Consider the following 26,627-nt stretch of genomic DNA (forward strand, 5'->3'; position numbering starts at 1 on the left):
CCGGTGGCAGCGTCACCGGCGCTGCTACTTTGTGAATCTGGGCCTTGTGGATGTCGGCGGCGTTGGCGCCGCGGGCTGAAGATTGAACGTCAGCCAGACGTTCCAGCCTGCTGGCCGATTTTCATTGGCGAATTCGCCGTAGCCCTTCAGGTTCAGATATCCCTGCATGTCCCCCACCGGGAAAATGTAGCCGACCTGCGGGCCGACGCCGGCCACGCGCGACCGAAAGCAGCCGACGCGATCGCCGGAGCCGCTGTCGCATCCGAGCCCCTGATAGAGGTAACCGACGAGGCCGACCTGCCACTGCTTGGTCAGGAATTGCGACGCGCCCCAGTCGAGGTGCATGTCGACGCCGCTTTGATATTCAGTGGAGGGGTTGACGAAGTTGTAGGTGAACCCCAGCACTGCCGAAAATTCGTGCCCGGTCTTTGGATCGAAATAGGTGTAGCCGCCGCCCGCGTCGATTGCCCAGTGCCCAATCCCCAAATTCGCGAGGCGGGTCGACTGGTAGGCGCCGGCCGGGAGGTCGGCGGTAATGTACGTCATGTAATTGTTGACACCGGCATTCCAGCGCAGCGCGAACTGCGGGATCAGGTCGCCGAATGCAATGAGCGAGCTGTCGATGCTGTCAAACCGGGAGAAGGGGGACGTGGCGCCGCCCGGTCCCGTCAACGTCCCCACAAGCGATCCAGCGAGCGAGGTGGAGTTGGATCCGTAGGCCGCCAACAGGGTGGCAGAGGCCTGACCACCAAGCACCGGTGTCGCAAAAGTATAAGTCCCGGCCAGAAAGCCAAGGTTCACATTCGCATTGACGTTCGCGCTCACGTTGGCTGTCAGATTCGCGGGAAAGCGACCGAGCGTGATTTCGCGCGACCGCGCCACGTCGGCGCCGGCGGAAACAGAGGTGTGATAATAAATCGAGGTCACCGACCAGCCCGGCGCCTGCTGAGGAACAGCCGCGAGGCTGCCAAAAAATCCGGGCACCCAAAAGCTGATGCCATTTTCATCGGCGCGAGCCGCTGGGGTGGAAAGCACCAGCAGAGCGGCAAGCGCCCCAACACTCAAATGCCACTGCGAAAAAAATCTGCGTCGCAAACCCGGTCCAAGGTACCACATCGCCGATCCCCCGACTCTCGCGATCCCGCCATTGCTCCGGCGGGGTAGAAACTCGGAAAGAGTAAGCTGACGCTGCCGTTGGTCCATGCGAAATCGCAATACTTGCGTTCAGCCGGCCTTTTTATTGATGGGCTGTGTCGATGACACCACAGCGTTGGCACTTTTTGCATAGTCGTCAGGGGCTCTTGATAAGGAAGACGCGACCTGACTCGATTGACCTAGATCAACATAGAAGGATGCCTTGCTGGAGCATCTTATCTTGTCTAGTTCGTAGACGCCTTGTAGTCGCGTTTCAGATACTCGATCGTCTTTTGACTGACCAAGGCGTTAAGCCGTTCCCCGAAGCAATCGGCGAACTAGAAAGCTGCCGAGAGCTTCTTGCTCAGGGCGGCGTCGGTAACCTTGAAACTCGTTCACTGCGGGCAGCCCATGCACGACGTTGGCGTTGCGGCAGGCGTGCCTTTGTCGGATGGGCCCGGCCAAAGGTGCATGATCTGGATCCCCGGCGGCACGTTCCGCATGGGCTCCGACAGGCACTATGCCGAAGAGGCGCCGGTCCATCGCGTCTCGGTGAGCGGCTTCTGGATGGATGCAACGCCGGTCACCAATCGCGATTTTCGCAAGTTCGTCAACACAACAGGCTACGTGACACTCGCGGAGACGCGGCCTGACGCAAAAGACTATCCGGGCGCACTGCCGCACATGCTCAAGGCAGGCTCGCTGGTTTTCACGCCACCGAAGCATCCGGTCGATTTGCGCGACTGGTCGCAATGGTGGAGTTTCAAATTTGGCGCCAACTGGCGCCGGCCATACGGCCCCCGCAGTTCGATCAGCGGCCTCGACGATCATCCCGTGGTCCACATTGCCTATCGTGATGCTGAGGCCTACGCGGCGTGGGCTGGCAAGGACTTGCCGACCGAAGCCGAATGGGAGTTTGCCGCGCGCGGCGGACTCGACGGCGCGGAATTCGCATGGGGTGACGAGCAACTTCCCGGCGGCAGGCACATGGCGAATACCTGGCAGGGCAATTTCCCGCACCAGAATCTGGTGGCTGATGGCTTCGAACGCACCTCGCCCGTCACCGCGTTCCCGGTCAATGGCTACGGCCTTCATGACATGATCGGCAATGTCTGGGAATGGACGGCCGATTGGTATTCACAGAGGCACGACGCAGACGCCCCGAAAGCCTGCTGCATTCCGCAAAATCCTCGCGGCGGGTCCGAGGGCGCGAGCTACGACTCTGGTCAGCCGAACCTCAGAATTCCGCGCAAGGTGCTTAAAGGCGGCTCGCATCTTTGCGCGCCCAGCTACTGCCGCCGCTATCGTCCGGCCGCGCGTCATGCCGAGCCGATCGACACCTCAGCAAGCCATGTCGGCTTCAGGTGCATCACCAGGAAGAGGATCACGTCATGAGTAACGATACGATTCCGGAAAAGCCTGAGATGAGCACGGGACCCACCAGCGCAGGATTGAAACGCCGCGATCTGTTGTTGAGCGGTAGTTCGCTCGTCGCCGCTTCAGCACTCTCTGCCGTTGGTGCGACAAGCTTCGCACAAGCGCAGCAACCAACGTCGGCCCCGGTGCCCGCGCCGGCCGGACAGCGGCCCAATATCGTCGTCATCATGGGTGACGACATCGGCATCTGGAATATCGGCGCCTACCACCGCGGCATGATGGCGGGCCGGACGCCGAATCTCGATCAGATCGCCGCCGAGGGCATGCTGTTCACCGATTACTACGCCGAGGCGAGTTGCACAGCGGGCCGCGCCAACTTCATCACCGGCGAGCTGCCGATCCGGACCGGGATGACCACGGTCGGCCAGGCCGGCGCACCCACAGGCATACCCGCGCAGGCCGTAACCATCGCTACCGCGCTGAAAGGAATGGGCTACGCCACCGGCCAGTTCGGCAAGAACCACCTTGGCGACAAAAACGAGTTTCTGCCGACGGTGCACGGTTTCGACGAGTTCTTCGGCTACCTGTATCACCTCGATGCGATGGAAGATCCAGCGCATCCCGCCTATCCTCAGGAGTTGCTGAACACCGTCGGTCCACGCAACATGCTCCATTGTTATGCGACCAATGTCGACGACGCTACCGTGGATCCGCGCTGGGGCAAGGTCGGCAAACAGAAGATCGAGGACGCGGGCACGCTCTATCCCAAGCGGATGGAAACCGTGGACGACGAAATCCGCGACTTTGCGCTCAAGTTCATCGACAAGGCCAAGGCCGACAACAAGCCGTTCTTCCTGTGGCTCAATCCGACCCGCATGCACATCGTCACCCATCTGTCGCCGAAGTACGAAGCGCTGCGCAACTCCAAGAACGGCTGGACCATCCATGAGGCCGGCATGGCGCAGCTCGACGACGACGTCGGCATCGTGATGAAGAAACTCAAGGACATGGGCGTCGACGACAACACCATCGTGATCTTCACTACCGACAACGGCACCGAGGTATTCACCTGGCCTGATGGTGGACAGACGCCATTCGCGCAGAGCAAGGGCACGGTCTTGGAAGGCGGCTTCCGCGCGCCGGCGATGATCCGCTGGCCGGGCAAGGTGCCGGCGGGCAAGGTCGAGAACGGCATCATCTCCGGGCTGGACTGGTTTCCGACCCTCCTTGCGGCGGCCGGCAACCCGAACATTGTCGAAGAGCTGAAGAAGGGCAAGCAGATCGGTGACACGACCTACAAATGTCATCTGGACGGCTATAACCAGATGGACATGATTACCGGCAAGGGGCCGTCGAACCGGCACGAAATCTGGTACTTCGGGGAAAGCGAACTGGGTGCCGTGCGCATCGACGACTACAAGTATCGCTTCATCGACCAGCCTGGAGGCTGGCTGGGTGAAAAAACCAAGCCTGACGTGCCCTACCTGATTAACCTTCGCCTCGATCCTTTCGAGCGAACGGGATGGCCCGATAGCGGGACCAAATACGGCGCGCAACAATACTTTGACTGGTTCAAATTCGAATTCTGGCGCTTTGTGTTTGTTCAGCAGCAGGTGGAAAAGCTGGCGATGACGGCGATCGAGTTTCCGCCGATGCAGAAAGGCGCGAGTTTCAATCTCGATGCCGTGAAGGCGAAAATCGAGGCCGCCAGGACGGCGATGGCAAAATAGCATGTATTCATGATCGGCATGGTGCGAGCGGCCTCTAGGCCGCCCGCGCAGCACCGGGAAAGTGTCTCCTCCTGGCCCTGAGCGGCCGACCCGGCATGTCCGCTCCATACCCGCTCCTTGGGGGTGAAGTGGACTTGATAAGCTTAACCCGAGTTCTTCCGGATCTGACCCAGATCGGAAGTCAAGCCTACGACGCTATGCTCCTAGGCTCCCACGGCCGGATCATTCATCCACGTCTTACTCAAGTCTTCCCCGCGGACGTCACATCGCAGCGAACATACTGCGTTTCCATTGGCACCGGCTTCTTGGAGCTGAGTGTGATGCTATTCTCTCCGGTGATTTTCACGTCAAATGGCACATCTGAAACCGCGACGCCGTCAGAGCACGACGCAATCACTTGCAGATCCGCCCCGTCATCGTGCAACGATTTGACAGTGCATTTTTGAAATGTGCCAGTTATTTGCTTTCCTTGAACGATTAAACCGCCCGCGTGGAGATCAGCATCTTGCTTGAATGCAAGTTTGTTGTTCTTTTTGGTGAAGATCTGACTGCAGGCCGACGCGTCGTCGGTCCAAGCTCCGTTCAAATCCGCAGCCTGTGTCGAGGCGGATTGCGTAAGGAGAAGTGCTAACAGCACCAACGGATTGAAGGCTCTCATGAAACCCTCCTCAAATGGTCAATTGGCTACCGGAGTCCAACACGAGAGAGCAGAGGCTGTCCCGCCGCAGCAAGTTGCAATAACAAAAAAGCGCATGCGATCTTGACCTAGATCAAGCTTTGTTCGCGGCATTCTGTCCCGGTAGTCGTTCAGAGTGGCGCCGCTTCGGCACTCCGTGCCGCGACATCAATTCAAGCAGCTCAGGCACAGCAAACGGCGGGTCAAAAGCCGAACATTCTGTTCAATAGGCGACTTTTGACCCGAAGCTGACGTTTCAGACCCGTGGGCGGAATGTTGATCTGGATCACCAGAAGCGTTGCTGCATTGTGTCGCAGATCGGCGCCGACAGGGTTCTGACCTCTCCAAGAGGGAACTTCCAATGTCCCGCATCCGTCAGAATGGCGATAGCTTAAAGCCAGACAGCCGCTTACTATACCGTCGCAACATGCTGCTTTGCGGCACCACACTCACCGCCGCTTATTTGCTGTGCGCGCTGGGAACAACCAGCCTCGCGCAGCAAACCACCGGCACGCCGGGCTCACCCGGCGCCACCACGACGATCGATGGAAAGTATCTTCCGCCGCCACCGTCAAAGTTCGGCGGTGACATCAATCTACAGGCCAGCCAGTCAAAACCGTATTGGCCCGCCCGAGTGGTGCCGCCCAAGGATGCACCCAACGTTCTCCTGATCATGACCGACGACCAAGGCTATGGAGTTTCTGGGACGTTCGGCGGCGTCATCCCGACACCTGCGATGGATCGCATTGCGCAGATGGGGCTGCGCTACACTCAGTTCCATTCCACAGCATTATGCTCGCCGACGCGGGCAGCGCTGATCACTGGCCGTAACCACCACTCGGTGGGGTTTGGCGTCATTTCTGAGCAATCGACGGGCTATCCGGGTTACGACAGCATTATTGGACCGGAGAACGCCACCATTGGCACGATCCTGAAGCAGAACGGCTACGCCACGTCCTGGTTCGGCAAGAACCACAACACGCCCAGCTATCAGTACAGCTCGGCCGGTCCCTTCGACCAGTGGCCAATCGGCATGGGCTTCGACTATTTCTACGGCTTCATGGGCGGCGAGACCGACCAGTGGACGCCGTATCTGTTCCAGAACACGACGCAGGTTTTCCCCTGGGTCGGAAAGCCCGGCTACAATCTGACTACGGACCTGGCCGATGATGCGATTGCCCACTTGCGGCAGCTCAATGCCGCCGCCCCCGATCAGCCGTTCTTCGTCTACTACGTGCCCGGTGGCACCCATTCGCCGCATCAGCCGACCAAGGAATGGATCGACAAGTTCAAGGGCAAGTTCGACATGGGCTGGAACGCCCTGCGTGACCAGATTTTCGCCAATCAAAAGCGGCTTGGCGTCATTCCTGGGAACACCCAGCTCACAGCCTGGCCGGACGTCCTGCAGAAGTGGGAGACTTTGACGGCCGATGAAAAGAAGCTTTTTGCAAGGCAGGCTGAAGTGTTCGCCGGTTATGTCGCCTACACCGACCATGAGATCGGCCGCGTGATCCAGGAAGTCCAGGACGAAGGTAAGCTCGACAACACACTGATCATCTATATCAGTGGTGACAACGGCACGAGTCCTGAAGGCACAGCGCGCGGGACGCCGAACCAATATACCGCTTACAACGGCATATTGGATCTTCCGATTGCCGAGCAGTTGAAAGTCTATGACGCCTGGGGCTCGGCGGTTACATACCCGCACATGGCGGTGGCCTGGTCATGGGCCTTCGACACGCCGTTCAAATGGACGAAAGAGGTGGCGTCGCACTTCGGCGGCACCCGGCAGGGCATGGCGATCTGCTGGCCGAACCGCATCAAGGATGCCGGCGGCATCCGCACCCAGTTCCACCACATGATCGACATCGTGCCGACCATCCTTGAGGCAACCGGCATTCCCGCGCCGGTGATGGTCAACGGCATCGCACAGAAGCCGATCGAAGGGGTGGGTATGGCGTACACCTTTGACAAGGCAAACACCAACGTTCCGTCCGCGCGCACGACGCAGTATTTCGAGATGTTCGCCAACCGCGCGATCTATCACGACAGCTGGATCGCGGCGACAACACCGCCCGCGCCGCCATGGCTCATGGGCACCGCCAAGCTGCCGGAGGACGTGGTCAATGGCTACAAGTGGGAACTCTACAACATCGCTGAGGACTACTCGGAGAGCAACGACCTCGCCGGAAGTATGCCTGACAAGCTGCGCGAGCTGCAGGAGCTATTCATGGTAGAGGCGACGAAGTACAATGTGTTTCCGCTGGACAACTCGGTCCTTGCGCGCGTCATCGCACCAAGGCCCAGCGCGACCGCCGGTCGGAACATTTTCACCTATTCGGGTGAGGTGGCGGGTATCCCCGCAAGCGATGCGCCCAGCATCCTGAACAGGTCCTTTACGATCACCGCCGAAGTGGACGTTCCGAGCCGTGCAGGCGTTACCGTTGGGAATACGAGCCCACAGGGCAGCAGCGAAGGGATGATCGTCACCCTCGGCGGCCGTTTCGGTGGCTATGGCCTGTATCTGCTCAAGGGCAAGCCGGTTTTCGTCTATAACTTCGCCGACCTCGAACGCTTCCGCTGGGAAGGCAAGGATGCGCTCACGCCGGGCAAGCACACCATCGTGTTCGACTTTAAATACGATGGACCCGGCTTCGGCAAGGGCGGCACAGGCGTGCTGAAGGTGGACGATAACGAGGCTGCGACCAGCAAAGTCCCGCACACCCTTCCATTCATCATGTCAATTGACGAAACCTTCGATGTGGGTGTCGATACCCGTACCCCCGTTGACGACAAGGACTATCAGGTGCCCTTCCGCTTTACGGGCAACCTTGACAACCTCACCTTCAAGGTCGGCCCGGTGCAACTCACCAGCGAGGAGCATCAGGTCATTCGACACGCGCGCGCTGGCGCGAACAACTGATGCCTCAGCAGTCCGGCCGGGCGTCCCTTTCCTCGAGAGGGCCCGACCGGACGTGGGCCCGCCGATGTCCAGCAAATCCATCGAACTTCGCACGGCGTGTCATCTCAGCTTCTGGCCCTGAGCGGCCGACCCGGCATGTCCGCTCCTTGGGGGTGAAGTGGACTTGATATGCTTAACCCGAGTTACGCAGCGTACCCCCGGTCGGTAATATCCCACGTTCAGCGCGTTGGGGCTGGCATGAATATCGAGGGACGGTTTCATGGCTGCCAAGGAATTTCTGCGAAACAATTGGCCTGCGATCACGATCGGCGTGACCGCCGCCGCGATCGCGTTGGCGGCTATTGTGATGCTGATCAATATGCCTCCACGTACGGTTGTCATGGCGACCGGTCCCGAGGGAGGCGCCTACCAAGAGCTTGGTAAGCGCTATCGCGCGGAACTCGCGAAGGAAGGCGTAGAGGTGCGACTGATGCCGACTGCAGGTTCGCCCGAAAACCGGGCGCTGCTGCTCGACCAGCATTCGGGAGTAAGCGTCGCGCTGATCCAGGGTGGCACTATGAGCCAGGAAGATGGTTCGAAGCTTGCCTCACTCGGAACGCTCTACTACGAGCCCTTGTGGTGGTTCCGCAGGCGCGAGATCCAAGTTGATGGAGCCGCTTATCTCGTGGGCAAGAGACTGTCGATTGGGCCCGAGGGCAGCGGGACTCGAGCGCTATCGCTCGAATACTTCAAAATCCTCGGATTTGACCAGCAGGTCGGTGAATGGCTAGCCCTGCCTACGCAAACTGCTGGAGAAAGTCTCTTGGCCGGTCAGATCGATGCAGTATCGATGGTGGCTGCATGGGACGCACCCGAGGTGCAGCAACTTCTCGGCGACGAGCGCGTCACCCTCACGGGTTATCGGCGCTTGAATGCCCTTATCGCGCGCCTTCCATTTTTGAGCAAGGTGGTGGTGCCAAGGGGAGTCAGAGACCTAGCAAAGGATCTGCCGCCAACGGATGTGACCTTGATCGCAGTGAAGGCCAACTTGATAGTGCGAAACGATCTGCATTCGGCCCTTCAGTACCTGCTGCTCGACGCGGCGGAGCATATCCACTCGTCACCGAGTATTTTTCAACGCGCCAATGAATTTCCCGCTGGCGAAGCCGTCGATGTTCCACTGAGCAACGAGGCGCTGCGATTCTACAAATCGGGGCGGCCTTTCCTGCACGATTATCTTCCGTTCTGGGTCGCGGAGCTGACTGGCAAGCTGTTTATCCTACTCATTCCGATCCTGGGCGTGCTCTACCCAATGACGCAATATCTGCCTCGCCTATATGACTGGGCGATGCGATCGAAGGTATTGCGCATGTACGGAGAACTGCGGTTTCTGGAAGATGAGATCGCGGACGCCCGACGCACCAAGCGTGATACGAGGGAAATGGTCTTGCAGCTCAATGGCCTCAAGGAGCAAGCAAACCGACTAAAGGTTCCGATTGCTTATGCGGATATGCTGTACTCTCTGCGAGCTCATATCGACCTCGCACACGAAAAAGTACGCCGACAATTAGCTGAATAACCGGCGGGTCCAATCCGATGTCGGCGATCCAGCGGGATAGGGGGCGGGAATACTGACGGGTCGTCATGTGTCCAGTCCAATTCGAGCGATGAGAGGGCTGATTTTGACCCGTAGCGGAAGTGAGGCGGGCGGGCTGGGCATCCACCTGATCGCCGCGCCCCGAACGGAGAACGCCGCGGTGCGACGCAAGATCGCGGCGTCGCTACAGCACGTATTTGGCGCCCGGCAGCTTGCGCAGCACGGCGGTGGCGGCCCAGCTCAGCGCCACGGTGGCGAAGAACACGATCGCGGCCTTGGCGATCGCCGGCAGGTCGAAATCGAACAACCAGTATTGCAGCCACAGCACGATCGGATAGTGCACCAGGAACATGCCGTAGGCGTCGCCCTGCATGCGGTCGAGCAGCGTCGGGCCCGACGATTTCGATTGCAGGAAGTAGGCCAGGATCGCGAACAGGATCGAGGCACTGAACAGCACGAAGAAGGTGCCATAGATCGAAAGATACCAGCCCGGCAGCGGATTGGGGTTACCGATGATCTCGCGCTTGATGTAGATCATCACCCACATCAGGCCGTAGGGGATCACGGTGATGCCGGTCCAGAACCAGCGCCGCTCGGTCAGCCGTCCGTGCGCGCTGAGCAGGCCGCTCTCGAAGTTTGCGGCACCGATGCCTGCGCCGACGAAGAAATAGGCCGCATACAGCAGCACGCGGCTGGCCTGCACCGAAAACGGTCCGAACTCGAACCAATAGTACGGACCGTAACGGACCAGCAACGGCACGTAGACGGTGGCACTGACGACGACGAGAAACAGCCAGAACTTCCAAGGATGATCAAATCCCTTGATCGACAGCCGGTTGATCGGCTCGAGCAGACGCGACGACACCCGGTATAGCAGGCTTGCCGTCAGGTCGAAGGTCATCAGGACATAGACGAACCAGATCGGCCCGCTCGGCCAAGGCCCGAAAATCATGGTCTTCCGCCAGAACTCGGAGAAGGTCAGCTCCGGCGTCTCGCGCAGCGCGATCGCGTAATAGGCGATGGGAATGACGGTGACCGCACAGATCACAAACGGCAGGCCGAGCCGCAGCAGCCGGTCGCGCAGGAAGATCAGCCACGGCTTGTGGCCGAGCCCGGGCCAGACGAACAACCCGGACAGGAAGAAGAACATCGCCATGAAGAAGCTGTCGGTGGCGAGCACGACGCAGTCGAAGCCGATCCACGATGTCGGGTCGGTGTGCCCGAAATGGGTGTAGGGGATCACGGCGTGATGCAGCAGCACGACCAGCGTCAGGAAGGTGCGCGCACGGTCCAGCGCGACATTGCGCTTGTGGAGCTTCGGTGCTGCCTGGACGTCGACGGCCGGAGCCGCGTGAGCAATTGACTTCATGGCACCCCCGCCGGGGTATGCAGCTCATAGTGCAGTCGAGAACCCGATTAGCAAGGCCAATTGCTCACTAGATTAGACCCCGAACCAACATTTTACCATCCACTCCTCCTCGTCCCTGGTTGTCAGGCTGCGAGAGAGGCCCAAGCAGGATATGTAATTTGTGCCATTGCAGCTCAGACGTCTCCCTCTGTAAGTCAGACTGTATGTCCCAAAGGGACGCCTCAATAGAAGCAATCCCGGCCTCTTCGATCCCGATCAGACGGCAGGAAACTAGAAATTGAGGCCCGTCTCATGCGCGGTGCTATTCCAATTGCTGCGATGTCGGCTTCTGGCCCTTTGCGGACATTCACTTAGGCGTCCGTCGATGTCTGCTTTGGAGGACAACTCGGACCTCGCTATCTCTGGACGCGCGTACCAGATTTATGATTACACGCCCTAGGCAACAGGATCCGCGTCGGCGGACACCAGCAGGTCCTTGGATTTGCGCGCGATGAGGCGGCCGAGATCGCCCTGCTTGTAGGTCTCGACGAACTTGATGGCGAAGCCGTTCGGCAGATGCCGGACCACGCGGCCGACGCAGGCGCCGATCGCCAGCGGCATGCCGATCGGCGGCTGCAGCTCGGAGGACACCGCCGCGCCTGACAGCGACATGTCGATGATGAAGCAGCTCTGCATGGTGCCGTCCGCCAGCGTCAGCATGGCATGCGGCGCGACGGGCACGAAACGCGGATTGTTGCGCGCCTCGCGGACGCTCGGATCCTTCTGCTTCTTCTCGATCCAAGTCAGCTTGTCGGCGAACTTCTCGCGCCTGGCATGCGTCATCTCGAGCTCGACCAGGAAGCTGCCGCTCATCGTGTCGGTGATGCAGCCTTCGAACTTGCCGAACTCCTCGAAATACGACGTCAGCCGGTCGCCGACCTTGCCGACAACAGGCACGTCCACGATCATCCGGAACGGCGAGACGCGCGTTGTGCGGCAGGCGAAGGTGCGCAGCTTGCCCTGCGCATCGTACCAGTTCGGCAGCGTGTAGCTGCCGTTGACGATGATCCTCACCGCGCGTTGCTTGAGAAACTTTTCGACAGACACGACTGGACCTCGCCCGAGGCGATCTGAGTGCACGGAGGTCTGGGGTTGACCGACATCCGTGGTCGGTCTGGTGGCGGGGACATCCGTTACCGACGCGGTACCAGCGGGAAGGCTGCGGGTTGCGTCCCAGCGCGTCGCGCATCGTCCTGGCGCGCAGGTGCGTACAGTCGTACCGTCGAAACACTAGGGAAAAGTTAAACCGGGACAGAGCGCGGGCGGCGCACTCTATGGCGCGACCCTTACGCGTCAGTTTATTTTGCGAGCCGTACAACTACCGGGAGAGTTGCGGCACGTCGTTGCAATCGCGCCGTGCTCCAAACGGCCTGCCTCGGCTCACAACCGGGTGCTAGCCTTGATCGTAGCCTCAACCTTGAAACCAGCCTTGGCCGAAATCAGACCGGATCCTCATATGCCAACCATCTCAGACGAGTCGCTTGCCGACGGCAAGATCCTGCAAAGCGTGGTCGACGGCGTCGGCGTCATCACCTTCAACAATCCCGAAAAGCGCAACGCGATGTCGCTTGAGATGTGGGAAGGGCTCGGCGAGGCGCTGACCGCGTTGCGCGACGATCCGGCCGTCCGCGTCGTGATCCTGGTCGGCGCCGGCGACAAGGCGTTCGTGTCCGGCGCCGATATCAGCCAGTTCGAGAAGACCCGCCACAATGCGGAAGCCTCCGAGGAATACTCACGGCGCAGCGCCGCCCAGCGCGCCCTGCTCGCCGACTACCCGAAGCCGACCATCGCCTGCGTCCGCGGCTTCTGCCTCGGCGGCGGCATGCAGGTCGCGATGCTGACCGATATCCGCATCTCCGGCACCAGCGGCCAGTTCGGCATTCCCGCCGCCAAGCTCGGCATCGCCTATGGCTACGACGGGCTGCGCCATCTGGTGTCGCTGGTCGGCCCGTCCTGGGCGCGGCTGATCATGTATACCGGCATGCGGATCGACTCCGCGGAAGCGCTGCGGATCGGCCTCGTTGATCGCGTGCTGCCGGAGGCCGAACTGTGGGACGCGACCATGGAGATCGCGCGCACGATTTCGGGCAACGCGCCGCTGGCGATCAAGGCCGCCAAGATCACCATCGCACAGGTGCTGAAGGATCCAGCCGATCGCGACATGGCCGCGATCAAGCAGATCGGCATCGACTGCATGGACAGCGCGGATTTCCGCGAAGGCCGCAACGCCTTCATGGAAAAGCGCAAGCCGCAGTTCAAGGGGCGGTAGCCATCCGGTGTCATCACCCGCGCATGCCTTCGCGGACAATGACAGCTGAGAGTGCGGTAACAGCGGTGGTCCATCCCCCGTCGTCGTTGCCACGCAACACACTGTCATCGACCGGCTTCGACCGGGCGATGACAGGTGAGGATGGGGATGCCGCTCACGCTATTTCTGAATAATAGAATAATACCGCCGATTTGCCTGACATGTCAAGTTGCCGTGTCGAACGCCGGGCAGCCGCCGGCTACTTTGCATGGGGTTGTTTTCGATATTTTGGCGATGCGCTCGCGATCGAACCTGCCGCCTACTTCTTCTCGTTGACCGGCACCGTGTAGTTGAGGATCAACCGCCCGCCGTCTGGATAGATGGTCTGACCGGTGATGTAGGAGGCATCGTCGCTGGCAAGGAACGCCACGACGGACGCGACCTCGCTCGGCTCGCCGCAGCGCCCGGCCGGGGTGCGCGACAGCACGCTGCGCCGCGCGTCCTCCGACGAGAAGATCGCCGTCGCCACCATCTCGGTCAGGATCGTGCCGGGCCCGACCGCCACGACGCGAATGCCGTGCGGCGCCAACGCCACGGCGGCCACCGAGGTGAGCTGCTTCATCGCGCCCTTCGACATCGCATAGGTCGCAAGCGAGGGGATCGCGAGCAGCGCGTTGACCGAGGACATGTTGACGACGACGCCGCCACCGCCCTGCGCGATCATCTGGCGCGCCGCGGCCTGAACGCCGAAGAACGCGCCCTTGAGGTTGATCCCCATCACGTCGTCGAATTCGGCCTCGCTGATGTCGAGGAAGTCGCGGTTGCGCGCGACGCCGGCATTGTTGACCATGACGTCGAGCCGGCCGAACTCCTTCACCGTGTGAGCCACGATACGATCGACGTCGGCGCGCTTGCTGACGTCGGCCTCGACGGCCCGCAACCGATCCTCATGTCCGAGTTCCTGGGCGGTGTGGACGAGCCCCGCAGCGTCGACATCCGAGATCACGACCCTGGCGCCATCGGCCAGGAAGCGCGCCGCGCAGGCCTTGCCGATGCCGCGCGCCGCCCCGGTGATGGCGACGACCTTGCCGGAATTCTTCATGGGAGTGCCTCCAGACCAAAACTATTCGCAGAGCAATAGCGCATTGCGCGTCGGCAGGGAACGCGGCGGATTCTCCGCGCGAGATTTCAGGACTTGATGCGCGCGAGGATCCGGTCGGCTTCGGTGCGCCAGTCGGCGCTGCGGGCGAAGTCCGGCGTTCCCTTCGGTCCGAAAACCCCCTCGTCGGCAAGATCGGCGATCCAGCCCTGCCGCTCGGCGGTGCCGGACGCGGACCATGGCGTCAGGTGGGCCTCACGCACGGTCTCCGCCACCTCGCGCACCTCCTCGGCACGCCGCCGACCATGCTCGATCATCCGCTGGAAGAAATAGGCGCCCTGCTTCTCCCAATCGATGCCCGGAAAGGTCTCCTTGAGCGAGGCGAGCACCGCATCCTCGACGCCATAGGCGCGTGCGGTGGTAAAGCTCTCGATCACCATGGCCTCGAGGCCCTTGATCATGATGCTGCGGCACATCTTGACCGCCGAGGACACGCCAAGCTCGTCGCTCGCGACCTTCGCCGCGAACCCGAGCGCGACCAAAAGCGGCGCCAGCTCGCGCGCGCCTTCGCCGCCGAGCAGCAGCGGCACCTTGATCCGGTACGGCGGCAGCGAGGTCATCACCGCGCCCTCGACATAACGGCCGCCGGCACCATCGATGTGGGCCGCCGCGCGCCGTTTCGCGCCGGGCGAAGCCGAATTGAAATCAAGAAACCAGGCACCGTTCCGGATCGCAGGCGCGCAGGCCTCGGCCACCGGCACCGCCTGGCTCGCCGTCACCGCCGAGATGATGAAATCGGCCCGTGCTGCGAGATCGGCATGCGATTGCGCGAGCGCGACGCCGATCTCCGCCGCATGCGCACGCAGCGGCGTGCCCGCCTCGCGGTCGAGCTTGATGTCGTAGGCAGCGACCTTGATGTCCTGCTTGCGCAGGTCTTCGGCGAAGATGCGTCCGACCTCGCCATAGCCGAGCATGCCGACCTGCCACTGCCGCGGATCGCTGGAGATTGTCATCAATTCAAGTCCCGTGTTGTGTCGTCGAACAGCTCGTCGACCGTGACGCGCCGGGGGATCAACGCCTGCTGGACGCAATAGGCGATCATCCGTTCGAGCGGCCTGCGGTTCGCCTCGACGCCGAACGGCAGCAGGTCGGGCACATCAGCCGGACCGGCGTTCACCTTGGCGCGCTTGAGGAGTTCGTAGAGGGTTCGCACCACGTCCGGGCGCGACATTGCGAGCTGCTTCGTCACCACCACCAGATGATTGACCGGCACGACACCATGCCGCGCGTACCACCGCTCAGCCTCTGCGGCCGGATCGGCGAACAACGGCCTGAGCGCCGGATCGCTGGAGGTCTCGCCCAGCACGGCATCGAGCTCGCCGTCCTTCAGCATCTGGATGATGGCGCTGCCTTTCGGGGCCCGTTCGGTGCTGTCGGCATATTCGGCGACATGCGGGTCCTCGAACGTGACCCAGTTGATCCGGTCGAGGTTCACGCCATGATCGTTGGCAAGGATGCCGCGCATCCATGCGCCGGTCGTGGTGGTGAACGAGCGGATGCCGACCCGCTTGCCTTCGAGTTCGGCAGGCATGAGCGTGCCGCGGTCGGCGCGATAGAGCGCATGGCCATGCTGAAAGCGGCCGACCATCGGCGCCGGCAGCAGCACCAGCGGCTTGCCGTGCGCCCTCGCCATCAGATAGGTCACGATCGCCATCTCGCAGACATCGAACGCCTGCTCGCGCACCATTGGCTTGAACGCGGCGTTGGTCGGCGTGAACTCGGTGAAGTCGAGATCGAACAGCTCCGAGCGCAGCTCACCGCGCTTCACCGCCTGGACATGCGGGTGATTGCCAAGCACCGTTCGCAGCCGAAGTTTCTCCATGGCGACGAACTCCGCGGGGGTCAGGTCAGCGCGCGCCCTGGATTCACGCCTGCGGCCTTGCGCGGCACGGGCGTTGGTTGATCGAGCGGCGCGGCCTGCAGCGCGGCAACCGTCGCGCACACCAGCTCCTCGATGGCGTGGCCGGCATCGGTGCCGTCGGCGCTGCCGCGCGACAGGCGCGAGACGCGCTCCGGCGTCACCAGCGTGTAGTAGAGCGCGCCGAGCAGGAAGTGGCCGCGCCAGACCAGATCGGTACGTGGAATGTGCGGCAGGCTTTCATGGATCGCGTCGATGAAGGCATGGCTGGTGTCGTCGAAGGTCTGCGCGATGATCTTGCGCACGACCTCGTTGCCCTCGGCCGACATGATCGCACGCAGCCGCGTGAACCGCGTTCCACCGCCGGCGAGATCGCTGCCCGAGGTGAAGGCCGGCAGCACATAGGCGCGCACGATCGCCTCCAGCCGGTCCTGCAGGTCGCGCACCCGCCGCGCCGCCGCCAACAGCTCCGAGCGCCGCCGGTTCATCGGGCCGCAATGGCGCCGATAGATCTCCAGCAGCAGGCCGTCCTTGGTCTTGAAGTGATAGGTCACGCTGCCGGGATTGGCGCCGGCCGCCTGCGCGATGTCGCGCACCGAGACGGCGTTGAAGCCGTAGGTCGAGAACAATTCCTCCGCCGCGGCGAGGATCGCCTCGCGCATGTTCGGCTTGCGGGTGCTGGCGACCTTGGCGTCGGCCTTGATGCCGGACTTGGCAGGTTTGCGGACCATATTTGTACTATCGTCCAAATATTCAGGTCGCGTCAACAACGCGGCGCCAACCCGCATTCAGGTCATTTTGACGTCAGGCTCGGCACGGCCGCGCGCCGCGGCATCGAGCAGAAAGGTTTGACCGTGGCCGGGATCGGCCGCGCGCTGGGCCTCATCCATATCCTGCCACGCCGACGTAACGAGCACGCGCGCAAAATCGCGGCCGACAAAGGCCGGGCAGCTCGACTGCTTCGCCGGCACCTTCAGCGAGCGCAAATGCCGGCCGCTGGGGTCGTAGACATCGACGCAGCCACCGCCCCAGCGCGCGTTCCAGATCATTCCATCGGCATCGACGATCGCGCCGTCGAGCCCGCCGGTGCCTTGATGTCTGATCAGGTCGACAGGCTCGCCGGTCGGCAATCCCGTCGATGGATCGAGCGGCACGCGATGCAGCACATTGGTCGCGGTATCCGCGAAATAGCCGACGTCGCCTGCGGGCGAGAAGCAGATCGCATTGGGGATCGTGATCCCGGGATAGAGCCGCGTGATGCGGCCGTGATGCAGCGCGTAGATCGCGCCGGCGCCGTGCTCGGCCTGACGCCCCATCGTACCGAGCCAGAACGTCCCCGACGGATGCACGCGCGCATCGTTGGAGCGCGTCACCGGATTATCGGCTTCGAGTGCGGCGAACAGTTCCAGCCGGCCGCCGGCGACCTGCCGGACGTAAAGCCCATCCTCGGCGAGGATGAGCTGCCGCTCGCCATCGATCCGCGCCAACGCGCTCGCCATTTTCGGCAACTCGTGAATGATGGTGCCGCCGCTTGCAAAACGATGCTCGAACAGGCGGCGCTCGCGGATGTCGAACCACCATGCGGTGTCGGTCGCCGCGTCATAGGTCGGGCCCTCGCCGAGATGACAGCGCTCGGCTGATAGCACCGATGTCGGCACCTGTTCGATCAGCGGTTCGGCGGCACGGTCGGTCATGGCGTCACTCACATGGTCGAGAATCGATAGATCGCGGTACGGCGATAGATCTGCCCGGGATCGAGCCGCGCCGACGGGAAGTCGGGCCGGTTCGGCGTGTCCGGCCAGGCGTGCGGCTCCAGACAGAGCGCGTCGGATTGGCGATACAGCCGATCGCCCTTGCCGGCGCTCGAGCCGTCGAGGAAATTGCCGGAATAGAACTGCAACCCCGGCTGATCGGTGAACAGCTCCATCACGCGGCCAGAGTGCGGCGCCTCGAGGCGCGCGGCGAAGCGAACGCCCGTCCCCGCGGCCAGACAGAAATTGTGGTCGTAGCCGCGCCCGAGCCGCAGCTGCTCGTCATTCATCCTGATCCGCGCGCCGATCGCGGTGGGCTTGCGGAAGTCGAACGGCGTGCCGTCAACCATCCGCGGCGGCTCTGGCAACGGGATGGCCGTGGCGTCCACCGCGAGGAAATGATCTGAGGCGATCGTCAGCCTGTGATCGAGGATTTGCGTGCCCGAGCGCGCGCCGTCGAGATTGAAGAAGCTGTGATTGGTGAGGTTGACGTAGGTCGGCCGGTCGGTGGTCGCCTCGTAGGTAACCGCGAGTTCCATCGGGTTGCGCACCTGATACGTCACCCGGGTCTGAAGATTGCCCGGATAGCCCTCTTCGCCATGCGGGCTTTCGCGCTCCAGCACCAGCGCCGGCCCCGGTTGATCTGACAGTTCGACGATTCGCCACAGCTTGCGATCAAAGCCCTGCAACCCGCCATGCAGCGCGTTGGGGCCGTTGTTAGCGTCAAGTTTCACCATCTCGCCATCGAGCATGAAGCGCGCGGCGGCGATCCGGTTGGCGTAGCGCCCGATGGTCGCGCCGAAGAATTTGCGTTGCGCGAGATAGCCGTCGAATTCGTCATGGCCAAGCACGACGTCGTCACAATGCCCGCCGCGATCGGGTACGAGCAGCGCTTGCAGCGTGGCGCCGAAGGTGAGGATGCTGGCCTCGAAGCCGCGTTCGCCGCGCAGCGTCACGCGCTCGACCACAGTGCCGTTGGGCAAGGTGCCGAAGGGCACGCGAGCAATGCTGGCTGATGTCATCGTCAGTCCCCGAACGCCTCGACAAGACGCCGTCGCCCCAGCATGAAGCTATCGGCGACGAGCCGCAAGGGCGCGAGGTCGACGTCGGATTTTTCGTCCGACGTCAGCGCAACGAAGCGGCGATACAGCGCGGGATACTCTTCGTCCGTGGCATCGACCACCAACCTGTTGCCGTCGCGCAGCTGCCGTCCGCCTTTCGACAGCGCCACAGGCCCGGCCTCGGTCTCGCACAGGATGTCCCAGCTCGGCGGACCGGTCTGGCGAAAATCGAACTCGGCGTGGATCGGCAGGCCGTTCTCATCGGACAGCTCGACAGCTGCAGCAATCGGCGCCTCCCGGTTGGAAGGAACGTCCAACATCGCGCTCCTGACGAAGACGGGATGCGGCAGGATCTCGGTCAGGATCGACAGCGCGTTGATGCCGGGATCGAACACGCCGAAGCCACCGGCCTCGAAGATCCAGGCCTGGCCCGGATGCCAGACGCGGACGTCTTCCTTCCAGATGATCGTTACCTTGCTGATCGTGCGGCCGGCGAGCAATTGCCGCGCCGGCCCAACCGCTGGTGCGTAGCGCGAATGCCATGTCGCAAACAAAGTCCGGCCCGCCTCGCCCGCAGCAGCGATCAATGGGGTGAGTTCGCTGAGCGTAGACCCAGGCGGCTTCTCCAGCAGCACATGTTTGCCCGCAGCCAGTGCCGTGGCGGCCTGCGCGTGACGCGCCTGCGGCGGCGTGCACAGCGCAACGGCATCGATCTCCGGCCCGTCGCGCAACAACTCCTGCAGGTCGCGGAAATGCGGCAGGCCGGATGGGCTCTTGGTCGGATCGGCCACGGCGACGAGTGCAGCGCCTGATGTCTTGGCGATCGCAGGCACGTGCTGCCGGCACGCGATCTCCCCGAACCCGACGATGGCGATGCGGAGCAGATCGCTCATGGCCGTCCTCGCGTTGCTGCCCGCCCGGACGGCAGATGCCGCCAGGCAGGATCATAGGCCACCGCCGGATACCAACGGCATGATCCGCTTTTGGTTGCAAACGTGCAACTCCACGACGCCTTGTTGTGCAGCGCACGGCGGGGGCATCGGTTCCGATCAATCACAACCGATGCTCCAGACTGTTGATTTGACGGGTTTTCTTCACGCGAACCGATCACCACGCCATTCGAAACCGGGCTAGCGCGCGGCTTCGAATCCGCCGAGCACCGCCGTCAGATTGGCACCGAGGATGTCGGAGAGATAGCCGCCCTCCTGCACCAGCACCGTCGGCAGGCCGAACCGGGCCAGCGCTTCGCCGATCCGGCGGAAGCCGTCGGTGGTGACGGCGAGGCCCGCGAGCGGGTCCTTCTCGGAGGCGTCGAGCCCGAGCGCAACCACGAGCGCGGTCGGCGCGAAGGAACGGATCGCCTTCTCCGCCGCCGCGAGCGCCTTGATGTAGTCGTCGTCGCCGGTGCCCCTGGCGAGGGGAATGTTGAGATTGGTGCCGAGGCCGGGCCCGGCGCCGCGCTCATGCGCATAGCCCCAGACGAACGGATAGAAGAACGACGGATCGGCATGGATCGAGACGGCGAAGACATCTCCCCGCTCGTAGAAGATGCCTTGCGTGCCGTTGCCGTGATGCACGTCGACATCGAGGATCGCGACACGCTCGTGCTTCTGGCGCAGATGCTCGGCCGCGATCGCGCTGTTGTTGAGGAAGCAGAAGCCGCCGGCAAGATCGCGATAGGCGTGGTGGCCGGGCGGACGACACAGCGCGTAGACCGCGTCCTCGCCATCGAGCACCATCTGCGCGGCGGTGACCGCGACGTCGCTCGAGGCGCAGGCACCGGCCCAGGTGCCGGGGCCGATCGGCGCCGCGGTGTCGACCGTATGCCAGCCGAGCTTGCCGACGATGTGGGTGGGATAGGTACCGGCGTTGCGCACCGGATGCATGTTCGCGATCATCTCCGGTCCGGCGTTGCCGAGCGCCGACCATTCCTCCCAGGCTCGTTCGAGAAAGCTCAGATATTCCGGACTGTGCACCCGCGCCCGCGGCCCCTGCCCGAATTTGGTCGGCTCGATCAGCGTGTGCTTGCCGGCCTTCAGCCCCGCCAGCAGGCGGTCGGCGCGCTCGGGCTGCTCGGTGGTGCGCTGGACCACACCGCGGACCAGGAAGAATTGCGGATCATGGCTGCGGTGCAGATCACTGTAGACGGCCTTCACGGGATACTCCTGTTCGATGAGCAGTTGGGCTGAGCCTTCGCTGGCGGATTGTACCGTATCAGCGGCGGCGATGATCTGAAACAGCGCGCGATTTCATGCTATGTCCGCAGGCAGCGTAATGATTCAAGCACGCAGGATACCAATCCCGGCCATGGCGGGAAGCAGGGCGGAGACGGAGGATACGACTACGGGGCGGCGCGGCCGGCCGCGCTCCGCCGCGACCACGGCCGCGATCCTGCACAGCGCCTATGCGCTGATGGCGACCACCGGCCTTGCCGCCACCACCATCGACGCGATCGCGAGACACTCCAACGTCTCGAAGATGACGATCTACAAATGGTGGCCGTCGCGCGAGGCCTTGCTGATCGATGCCTTCCTCGACCAGGCCTCGCGCGCGGTGCCGCTGCCCGAAGCGGGCCATCCGGTGGCCCGCATCCGCCGACATGTCGCGACCTATGTCGAGGCCTTGCAAGGTGAGTTCGGGCGGGTACAGCTCGCGGTGATCTCGGAATGCATCTCGCAGACCGGCACGGCCGAACTGTTCTATGAGCGCTACCTCGGCCTTCGCCGCGCCAGGATGCTGGAAATCATCGCCGCCGGCCAGAAGGACGGCAGTATCAGCGCGCCGGGCGTGCCCGGCGATATCTATGACGCGATCTACGGCAGTCTGTTCTACCGCTATGCCTTCGGCATCAAGCCGCTGACGCCGGCCTATGCCCGCAACCTCGTCAATCTGGTGCTGCGGCCGCACGCCGACGCGTGAATATCAAGCCGAGCGCTGCCGCTGACGGCGGAACCAGGCCCAGGTCTCACGCGTCACGGCGCGGTAGTTGCTGCCGCGATACATGATGTGGCCATCGACGATGGCATTCAGCTTCGGTAACGCATGGAACGGCACCGTCGGATAGGCGTGATGCTCGACATGATAGGGCATGTTCCAGGCGAACCATTTCATGATCCGGCCGGTCATCGTGGTGCGGGTGTTCTCGAACGCACTCCGCGTCCGCTCGCAACCGGTGTGCTCCGCGTAAAGATAAGGGCGCAGGATGAGCTGACCGGCCAGCAGCGGCACGATCCACACAAAGAGCAGGATCGCGCTGTGCAGTGCGAGCGATGCCGCGAGCAACAGCAGGTAGCCTGCAAGATAAAGCCGGGCTTCAAGCACGATCGCGGCGCGCTTGTGCTGCGGAATCCACGGCACGATCACCTTCCCGGTGAGGGCATGCCGAAACATCAGCCGAATCCGGACCAGCACCTGCAATAGTCCCGAATAGGCGATTGCGAGCTGGGTGTCCGACGCCGGCTTGGGACCGACGATCAGCTCCGGGTCCTTCTCCGGATCCTGGGTGTAGCGATGATGGTCCCAGTGAAACAGGCAGTAATATTGGTAGGGCAATCCGATCATGAAGGCCGACAGGTTGCCGACCACAAGATTGAGTGCGTGACTGCGAAACGCCGTCTTGTGCGCGGTCTCGTGCACGACCATGAACAAGAACGCGACGAAATAGCCTTGGATCGCAATCAGCGGCAACGCCCATAGCAAGCCGTAATGCGACGAGACCAACCAGATCAGCGCGCCGACCACAGCGATCATCCCGTAATGGCTTGCCGCGCGCGCCGCACCGGCAAGGTTCGACTTGGTCGACAGATCGCGCAAGGTCAGCGGGTTGAGCGGCTTCAGGCGGGGTCCGGCATCACTGGTCTCTGCGGTGCTCATGGTCGTCTCACCTGTCAGCGTTGCAGGAGCGCCGAGATTTCGGCGTTGATGAAGGCGCGGTCTTCGGGGTTGTTGACGGGATTGCCGGCGCGGTGCCCGTGGATCGAGGGGATCGCGTGCAGCGCCGCGGAGCGGGCATTGACCAGGCGGCCGAGTTCATCCTCGTTGTCGCGCGGGTCGAAATAGCGGTCGGTGCGACCGGGCATCAGCAGGACGTGGGCCTTGATTGCGGCCAGCGCCCGGTCGAGATCGCCGCCGAATTCGTCGCAGCGGCTGATATCGCCGGCCTGCCAGATCGCAATCTGCGCCAGCAGATTGTTCGCATCGCGCCGCGCGAAGGCACCGTCCCACGATCCCGCGAGGTAGTCTTCCAGCGAGTTGAAGCCGGCCTCGCGCCAGACTTCCTCGCGATAGAACTCATGCGACATCGCCCAGCCGGCATAGACACGCCCCATCGCGCGAAGGCCCGCTGTCGGCTTGGTGACGAAGCGGCCATCCTGGTAGGCCGGGTCGGTGGTCAACGCAGCCTTCACACCTTCGAGGAAGACATGATTGTAAGGCGAGCACCTCGCGCTGCCGCAGACCACCGCTGCACGCTCCACCATGTCGGGATAGCGCGCGGCCCAGTGATAGGCCTGCATGCCGCCCATCGACCAGCCGTAGACCAGCGCGAGCTTGGTCACGCCAAACCGCTCGACCAGCAGCCGCCGCTGGATGGCGACGGCGTCATGATAGGTGAAGGCCGGGAACGGTGCGTCGCCGAGCAGCTCGCTCGAATTCGACGGCGAAGACGACAGGCCATTGCCGAACAGGTTCGCGATGATGATGAAGTAGCGCTCGGGATCGAGTGCCCCGCCCGGCTGCACCAGCCATTCGATGTCGTAATGCTGCGCGGCGAACGACGTCGGATAGAGGATGACGTTGTCTTTGGCCGCGTTCAGCGTGCCGTAGGTCTTGTAGGCGAGCGCAAGCTGCGGAAACACCGCGCCGTCCTGCAAGGTCACCCTGCCTGCCTCGAACACTTCATAGTCGCGTGACGTGGTCATGCGCATTCGACCTCGATCGCAGAGCGCGACGCTGCGCCCCCTCAATAACTGTACTTATCGTACACTAATTAGGAACCGAAGCAAGAGCGGCAAAGGTGGAATGACACCGGGCCGATCCATTCAAAATCGGCATCGATCAATACCCGTTTCGGCTTGGACCCATTGCCGTCATCTCTCTAGGACAGACCCCGAGGAAATCTTAAGGAGGCGCGAATGAGCGCAATTGTGTCCGCCACGGACGCGCGGCGATCCCGCGTCCGGCTGTTGATCGTGACGATGCTGTTTCTCGTCACCACCGTGAACTATGCCGATCGCGCCACGCTCTCGATCGCAGGCCCAGCCCTCTCCAAGGAACTGCATCTCGACCCCGTCGCGATGGGTTACGTGTTTTCGGCCTTCGGCTGGTCCTATGTGATCGCGCAGGTGCCGTGCGGCTGGCTGCTCGACCGCTACGGCTCCAAATGGGTCTATGCGATCAGCATCATCGTCTGGTCGATCTTCACCGCGATGCAGGGCCTGACCGGGTTCCTCTCCGCGGGCGCGGCCGTGGTCCTGCTGTTCGGGTTGCGCTTCCTGGTCGGCTTCGCCGAAGCGCCATCGTTCCCGGCCAACGCCCGCATCGTCGCGGCCTGGTTCCCCGGCAACGAGCGCGGCACCGCATCGGCGTTCTTCAACTCCGGACAGTATTTCGCGACCGTGATCTTCGCACCGCTGATGGGCTGGATCGCGCATGAATACGGCTGGCGCCACGTGTTCTACGTGATGGGCGGGCTCGGCATCATCATGGGCATCGCCTGGATCAAGACGATCTACGAGCCGAAGGACCATCCTGGGATCAACGAGGCCGAATTCGACTACATCAAGCAGGGCGGCGCACTGGTCGACATGGATGCGGCGAAGGCCGGCAAGACGCCGGACAGCGGCCCCGGCTGGGACCATATCCGCCAGCTGCTCGCCAACCGCATGATGCTCGGCGTCTATATCGGCCAGTATTGCATCAACACGCTGACCTACTTCTTCCTGACCTGGTTCCCGGTCTATCTGGTGAGGGAGCGCGGGCTGTCGATCCTGCAGGCCGGTTTCGTCGCGACGTTGCCGGCGCTGTGCGGCTTCGTCGGCGGCGTGCTCGGCGGCGTGATCTCGGACTACCTCTTGCGCCGCACCGGCTCGCTGACCATGGCGCGCAAGATCCCGATCGTCGGCGGCATGCTGCTGTCGATGGTGATCGTCGCCTGCAACTACGTCGACAGCCAGGCGCTGGTGGTCGGTTTCATGGCGCTCGCCTTCTTCGGCAAGGGCATCGGCGCGCTCGGCTGGGCCGTCGTCTCCGACACCTCGCCGAAGGAAGCCGGCGGCGTCTCCGGCGGCTTGTTCAACACCTTCGGCAATCTGTCCTCGATCACCACGCCGATCATCATCGGCTACATCCTCGCCGCCACCGGCTCATTCAACGGCGCGCTGGTGTTCGTCGGCGCCAACGCTCTGGTCGCGGCGATCGCCTATCTGTTCATCGTCGGCGAGATCAAGCGGGTGCAGCTGAAGGCGGCCTGAGCCAGGCCTGAACGCGCTTCACCTCTCCCCGCCCTTCCGCGGGGAGAGGTCGAAATTCGCACAGCGAATTTCGGGTGAGGGGCGAAGCAATACGTCTCGGCACAAGCTGTCCTTCCGACTCGTTCGGATCGCGCGTGCAAATTGAGGCGGCCGTTGCGCGGAGAGAGCCCCTCACCCCAACCCTCTCCCCGTAAGAACGGGGAGAGGGAGCAGAAAGCCAAACGGCGGCTTCGGCCGCCGTCTTTGTCTGCTTTTTTGTCTTCTTGGCCAGTGGGAGGCATCGATGCTAGAACGTACAAATCCTCGACCGATCCATTCCAGGCTAGCATCGATGTTCGACCTGAACCAGCTCCGCTGTTTCGTCACGGTGGCCGAGGAATTGCACTTCGGCCGCGCCGCGGCGCGGCTCAACATGACGCAGCCGCCGCTCAGCCGGCAGATCCAGGTTCTCGAGCACATCATCGACGCGCCGCTGCTGGAGCGCACCAGCCGTTCGGTGCGGCTGACCCCGGCGGGACGCAGCTTCCTGCCCGAGGCGCGGCGCATCCTGAAGCTCGCGGAATCCGCCGCGCAAGTCGCCCGCCGCATTGCGCTCGGCAAGACCGGCTCGCTCAAGATCGGCTTCACGGCCGCGGCCGCCTACGGCTTCCTGCCCGATCTGATCGCGGCTGCCCGCTCCCGCCTGCCCGAAGTCGATTTTTCCCTGAAGGAGATGGTGTCCGGCGATCAGTTCGAGGCGCTGACCACCGGACAGATCGATGCCGGTCTGCTGCGCCCGCCGATCGCGCGGCCGGAATTCGCCAGTCGGCGCGTCGTGGCCGAGCCGCTGCTCGCCGCGATCCCGAAGAAGCATCCGCTGGCCACGGCCGACACCGTCAGCATCAAGGATTTCGACGACCAGCCCTTCGTGATGTATTCGCCCTATGAGGCGCGCTACTTCCACGACCTGCTGGTGTCGCTGTTCACGCGCGCCGACGTGCTGCCGCGCTATGTGCAACATCTCAGCCAGATCCACTCGATCCTCGCCATGGTTCGCGCCGGGCTCGGCGTCGCGATCGTGCCTGAGGCCGCCGCCAGCCTGAAGATCGCGGACGTCCGGCTGAAGCCGCTGAAGCTGCGCACGCCGGTGCCGGTCGAGCTGTTCATGGTGTGGCGGCGCGATCACGAGAACCAGTTGCTGCCGTCCTTGATCGATATCGCAACCGAAATCGCGGCGCCGCATCTGCGCGGCGATTGATGCAGATTGTGCATCGCTC

Annotated in this window: 22 protein-coding genes; 8 read left to right on the top strand and 14 right to left on the bottom strand. The window is 62.8% G+C overall.

Annotation, left to right across the window (positions count from 1 at the left end):
• Positions 1-24: 24 nt before the first annotated feature.
• Positions 25-1,116, bottom strand: coding sequence for a SphA family protein (locus BraRD5C2_RS15190; RefSeq protein ID WP_223969522.1), 1,092 nt, complete (start codon positions 1,114-1,116; stop codon positions 25-27).
• Positions 1,117-1,545: 429 nt separating this feature from the next.
• Here BraRD5C2_RS15190 and BraRD5C2_RS15195 point away from each other — a divergent pair, with 429 nt between their 5' ends.
• Both BraRD5C2_RS15195 and BraRD5C2_RS15200 read left to right on the top strand, forming a co-directional pair.
• Positions 1,546-2,529 (top strand): formylglycine-generating enzyme family protein, encoded by a 984-nt coding sequence (locus tag BraRD5C2_RS15195; RefSeq protein ID WP_223969808.1) that lies wholly within the window; start codon positions 1,546-1,548, stop codon positions 2,527-2,529.
• Positions 2,526-4,241: an arylsulfatase gene (locus BraRD5C2_RS15200; protein WP_374707996.1), complete on the top strand. Its 1,716-nt coding sequence runs from the start codon at positions 2,526-2,528 to the stop codon at positions 4,239-4,241. Before BraRD5C2_RS15195 ends, BraRD5C2_RS15200 begins: the two co-directional genes overlap by 4 nt.
• A gap of 241 nt (positions 4,242-4,482) precedes the next feature.
• Here BraRD5C2_RS15200 and BraRD5C2_RS15205 read toward each other — a convergent pair whose 3' ends face one another.
• Positions 4,483-4,899, bottom strand: coding sequence for a hypothetical protein (locus BraRD5C2_RS15205; protein ID WP_223969523.1), 417 nt, complete (start codon positions 4,897-4,899; stop codon positions 4,483-4,485).
• Between the two features lie 445 nt (positions 4,900-5,344).
• On the opposite strand from BraRD5C2_RS15205, the gene BraRD5C2_RS15210 reads away from it, so the two are divergent.
• Both BraRD5C2_RS15210 and BraRD5C2_RS15215 read left to right on the top strand, forming a co-directional pair.
• Positions 5,345-7,840, top strand: a complete 2,496-nt coding sequence (locus BraRD5C2_RS15210; RefSeq protein WP_223969810.1) for an arylsulfatase — start codon at positions 5,345-5,347, stop codon at positions 7,838-7,840.
• Positions 7,841-8,099: 259 nt separating this feature from the next.
• On the top strand, positions 8,100-9,398 hold the full coding sequence (locus BraRD5C2_RS15215) for a TAXI family TRAP transporter solute-binding subunit (RefSeq protein ID WP_223969524.1): 1,299 nt from the start codon (positions 8,100-8,102) through the stop codon (positions 9,396-9,398).
• Positions 9,399-9,600: 202 nt separating this feature from the next.
• On the opposite strand, the gene BraRD5C2_RS15220 is transcribed toward BraRD5C2_RS15215, so the two are convergent.
• Together BraRD5C2_RS15220 and BraRD5C2_RS15225 are read right to left on the bottom strand one after the other, a co-directional pair.
• Positions 9,601-10,785, bottom strand: coding sequence for an acyltransferase family protein (locus tag BraRD5C2_RS15220; RefSeq protein WP_223969525.1), 1,185 nt, complete (start codon positions 10,783-10,785; stop codon positions 9,601-9,603).
• A 435-nt stretch (positions 10,786-11,220) separates the two neighbouring features.
• Positions 11,221-11,871, bottom strand: coding sequence for a PilZ domain-containing protein (locus tag BraRD5C2_RS15225; protein ID WP_223969526.1), 651 nt, complete (start codon positions 11,869-11,871; stop codon positions 11,221-11,223).
• 409 nt (positions 11,872-12,280) lie between these two features.
• Between BraRD5C2_RS15225 and BraRD5C2_RS15230 the strand changes: the two genes are divergently transcribed.
• Positions 12,281-13,093 (top strand): enoyl-CoA hydratase, encoded by an 813-nt coding sequence (locus BraRD5C2_RS15230; RefSeq protein ID WP_223969527.1) that lies wholly within the window; start codon positions 12,281-12,283, stop codon positions 13,091-13,093.
• Between the two features lie 298 nt (positions 13,094-13,391).
• Here BraRD5C2_RS15230 and BraRD5C2_RS15235 read toward each other — a convergent pair whose 3' ends face one another.
• The 8 genes from BraRD5C2_RS15235 to BraRD5C2_RS15270 form a co-directional block, all read right to left on the bottom strand.
• Positions 13,392-14,174 carry an SDR family NAD(P)-dependent oxidoreductase gene (locus tag BraRD5C2_RS15235; protein WP_223969528.1) on the bottom strand — a complete coding sequence of 261 codons (783 nt, stop codon included), beginning with the start codon at positions 14,172-14,174 and terminating at the stop codon, positions 13,392-13,394.
• An 86-nt stretch (positions 14,175-14,260) separates the two neighbouring features.
• On the bottom strand, positions 14,261-15,184 hold the full coding sequence (locus BraRD5C2_RS15240) for a DUF1932 domain-containing protein (RefSeq protein WP_374707997.1): 924 nt from the start codon (positions 15,182-15,184) through the stop codon (positions 14,261-14,263).
• Positions 15,184-16,053, bottom strand: coding sequence for a hypothetical protein (locus BraRD5C2_RS15245; RefSeq protein ID WP_223969530.1), 870 nt, complete (start codon positions 16,051-16,053; stop codon positions 15,184-15,186). The genes BraRD5C2_RS15240 and BraRD5C2_RS15245 overlap by 1 nt, the downstream gene beginning before the upstream one ends.
• A 20-nt stretch (positions 16,054-16,073) precedes the next feature.
• Complete coding sequence (locus BraRD5C2_RS15250; protein ID WP_223969531.1) at positions 16,074-16,820, bottom strand: TetR/AcrR family transcriptional regulator; 747 nt, start codon at positions 16,818-16,820, stop codon at positions 16,074-16,076.
• 57 nt (positions 16,821-16,877) lie between these two features.
• The gene (locus BraRD5C2_RS15255) at positions 16,878-17,756 is read right to left on the bottom strand and encodes an SMP-30/gluconolactonase/LRE family protein (RefSeq protein ID WP_223969811.1); all 879 of its coding nucleotides are present in this window, start codon (positions 17,754-17,756) and stop codon (positions 16,878-16,880) included.
• 35 nt (positions 17,757-17,791) lie between these two features.
• Positions 17,792-18,862 (bottom strand): aldose epimerase family protein, encoded by a 1,071-nt coding sequence (locus tag BraRD5C2_RS15260; RefSeq protein ID WP_223969532.1) that lies wholly within the window; start codon positions 18,860-18,862, stop codon positions 17,792-17,794.
• Positions 18,863-18,864: 2 nt separating this feature from the next.
• Complete coding sequence (locus tag BraRD5C2_RS15265) at positions 18,865-19,794, bottom strand: Gfo/Idh/MocA family protein (RefSeq protein WP_223969533.1); 930 nt, start codon at positions 19,792-19,794, stop codon at positions 18,865-18,867.
• Between the two features lie 237 nt (positions 19,795-20,031).
• A complete protein-coding gene (locus BraRD5C2_RS15270; protein ID WP_223969534.1) occupies positions 20,032-21,057 on the bottom strand; it encodes a histone deacetylase family protein in 1,026 nt (341 codons plus the stop codon).
• A gap of 151 nt (positions 21,058-21,208) precedes the next feature.
• Between BraRD5C2_RS15270 and BraRD5C2_RS15275 the strand changes: the two genes are divergently transcribed.
• On the top strand, positions 21,209-21,820 hold the full coding sequence (locus BraRD5C2_RS15275) for a TetR/AcrR family transcriptional regulator (protein WP_223969535.1): 612 nt from the start codon (positions 21,209-21,211) through the stop codon (positions 21,818-21,820).
• A gap of 3 nt (positions 21,821-21,823) precedes the next feature.
• Here BraRD5C2_RS15275 and BraRD5C2_RS15280 read toward each other — a convergent pair whose 3' ends face one another.
• The gene (locus tag BraRD5C2_RS15280) at positions 21,824-22,774 is read right to left on the bottom strand and encodes a fatty acid desaturase (RefSeq protein ID WP_223969536.1); all 951 of its coding nucleotides are present in this window, start codon (positions 22,772-22,774) and stop codon (positions 21,824-21,826) included.
• A gap of 14 nt (positions 22,775-22,788) precedes the next feature.
• Positions 22,789-23,820 carry an alpha/beta fold hydrolase gene (locus BraRD5C2_RS15285; RefSeq protein WP_223969537.1) on the bottom strand — a complete coding sequence of 344 codons (1,032 nt, stop codon included), beginning with the start codon at positions 23,818-23,820 and terminating at the stop codon, positions 22,789-22,791.
• Positions 23,821-24,033: 213 nt separating this feature from the next.
• Between BraRD5C2_RS15285 and BraRD5C2_RS15290 the strand changes: the two genes are divergently transcribed.
• Together BraRD5C2_RS15290 and BraRD5C2_RS15295 are read left to right on the top strand one after the other, a co-directional pair.
• A complete protein-coding gene (locus BraRD5C2_RS15290; RefSeq protein ID WP_223969538.1) occupies positions 24,034-25,371 on the top strand; it encodes an MFS transporter in 1,338 nt (445 codons plus the stop codon).
• A 331-nt stretch (positions 25,372-25,702) separates the two neighbouring features.
• On the top strand, positions 25,703-26,608 hold the full coding sequence (locus BraRD5C2_RS15295; RefSeq protein ID WP_223969539.1) for a LysR family transcriptional regulator: 906 nt from the start codon (positions 25,703-25,705) through the stop codon (positions 26,606-26,608).
• The last annotated feature ends 19 nt before the right edge of the window (positions 26,609-26,627 follow it).

Source organism: Bradyrhizobium sp. RD5-C2, assembly GCF_019972155.1.
In the GTDB taxonomy this organism is placed as follows: Bacteria; Pseudomonadota; Alphaproteobacteria; order Rhizobiales; family Xanthobacteraceae; genus Bradyrhizobium.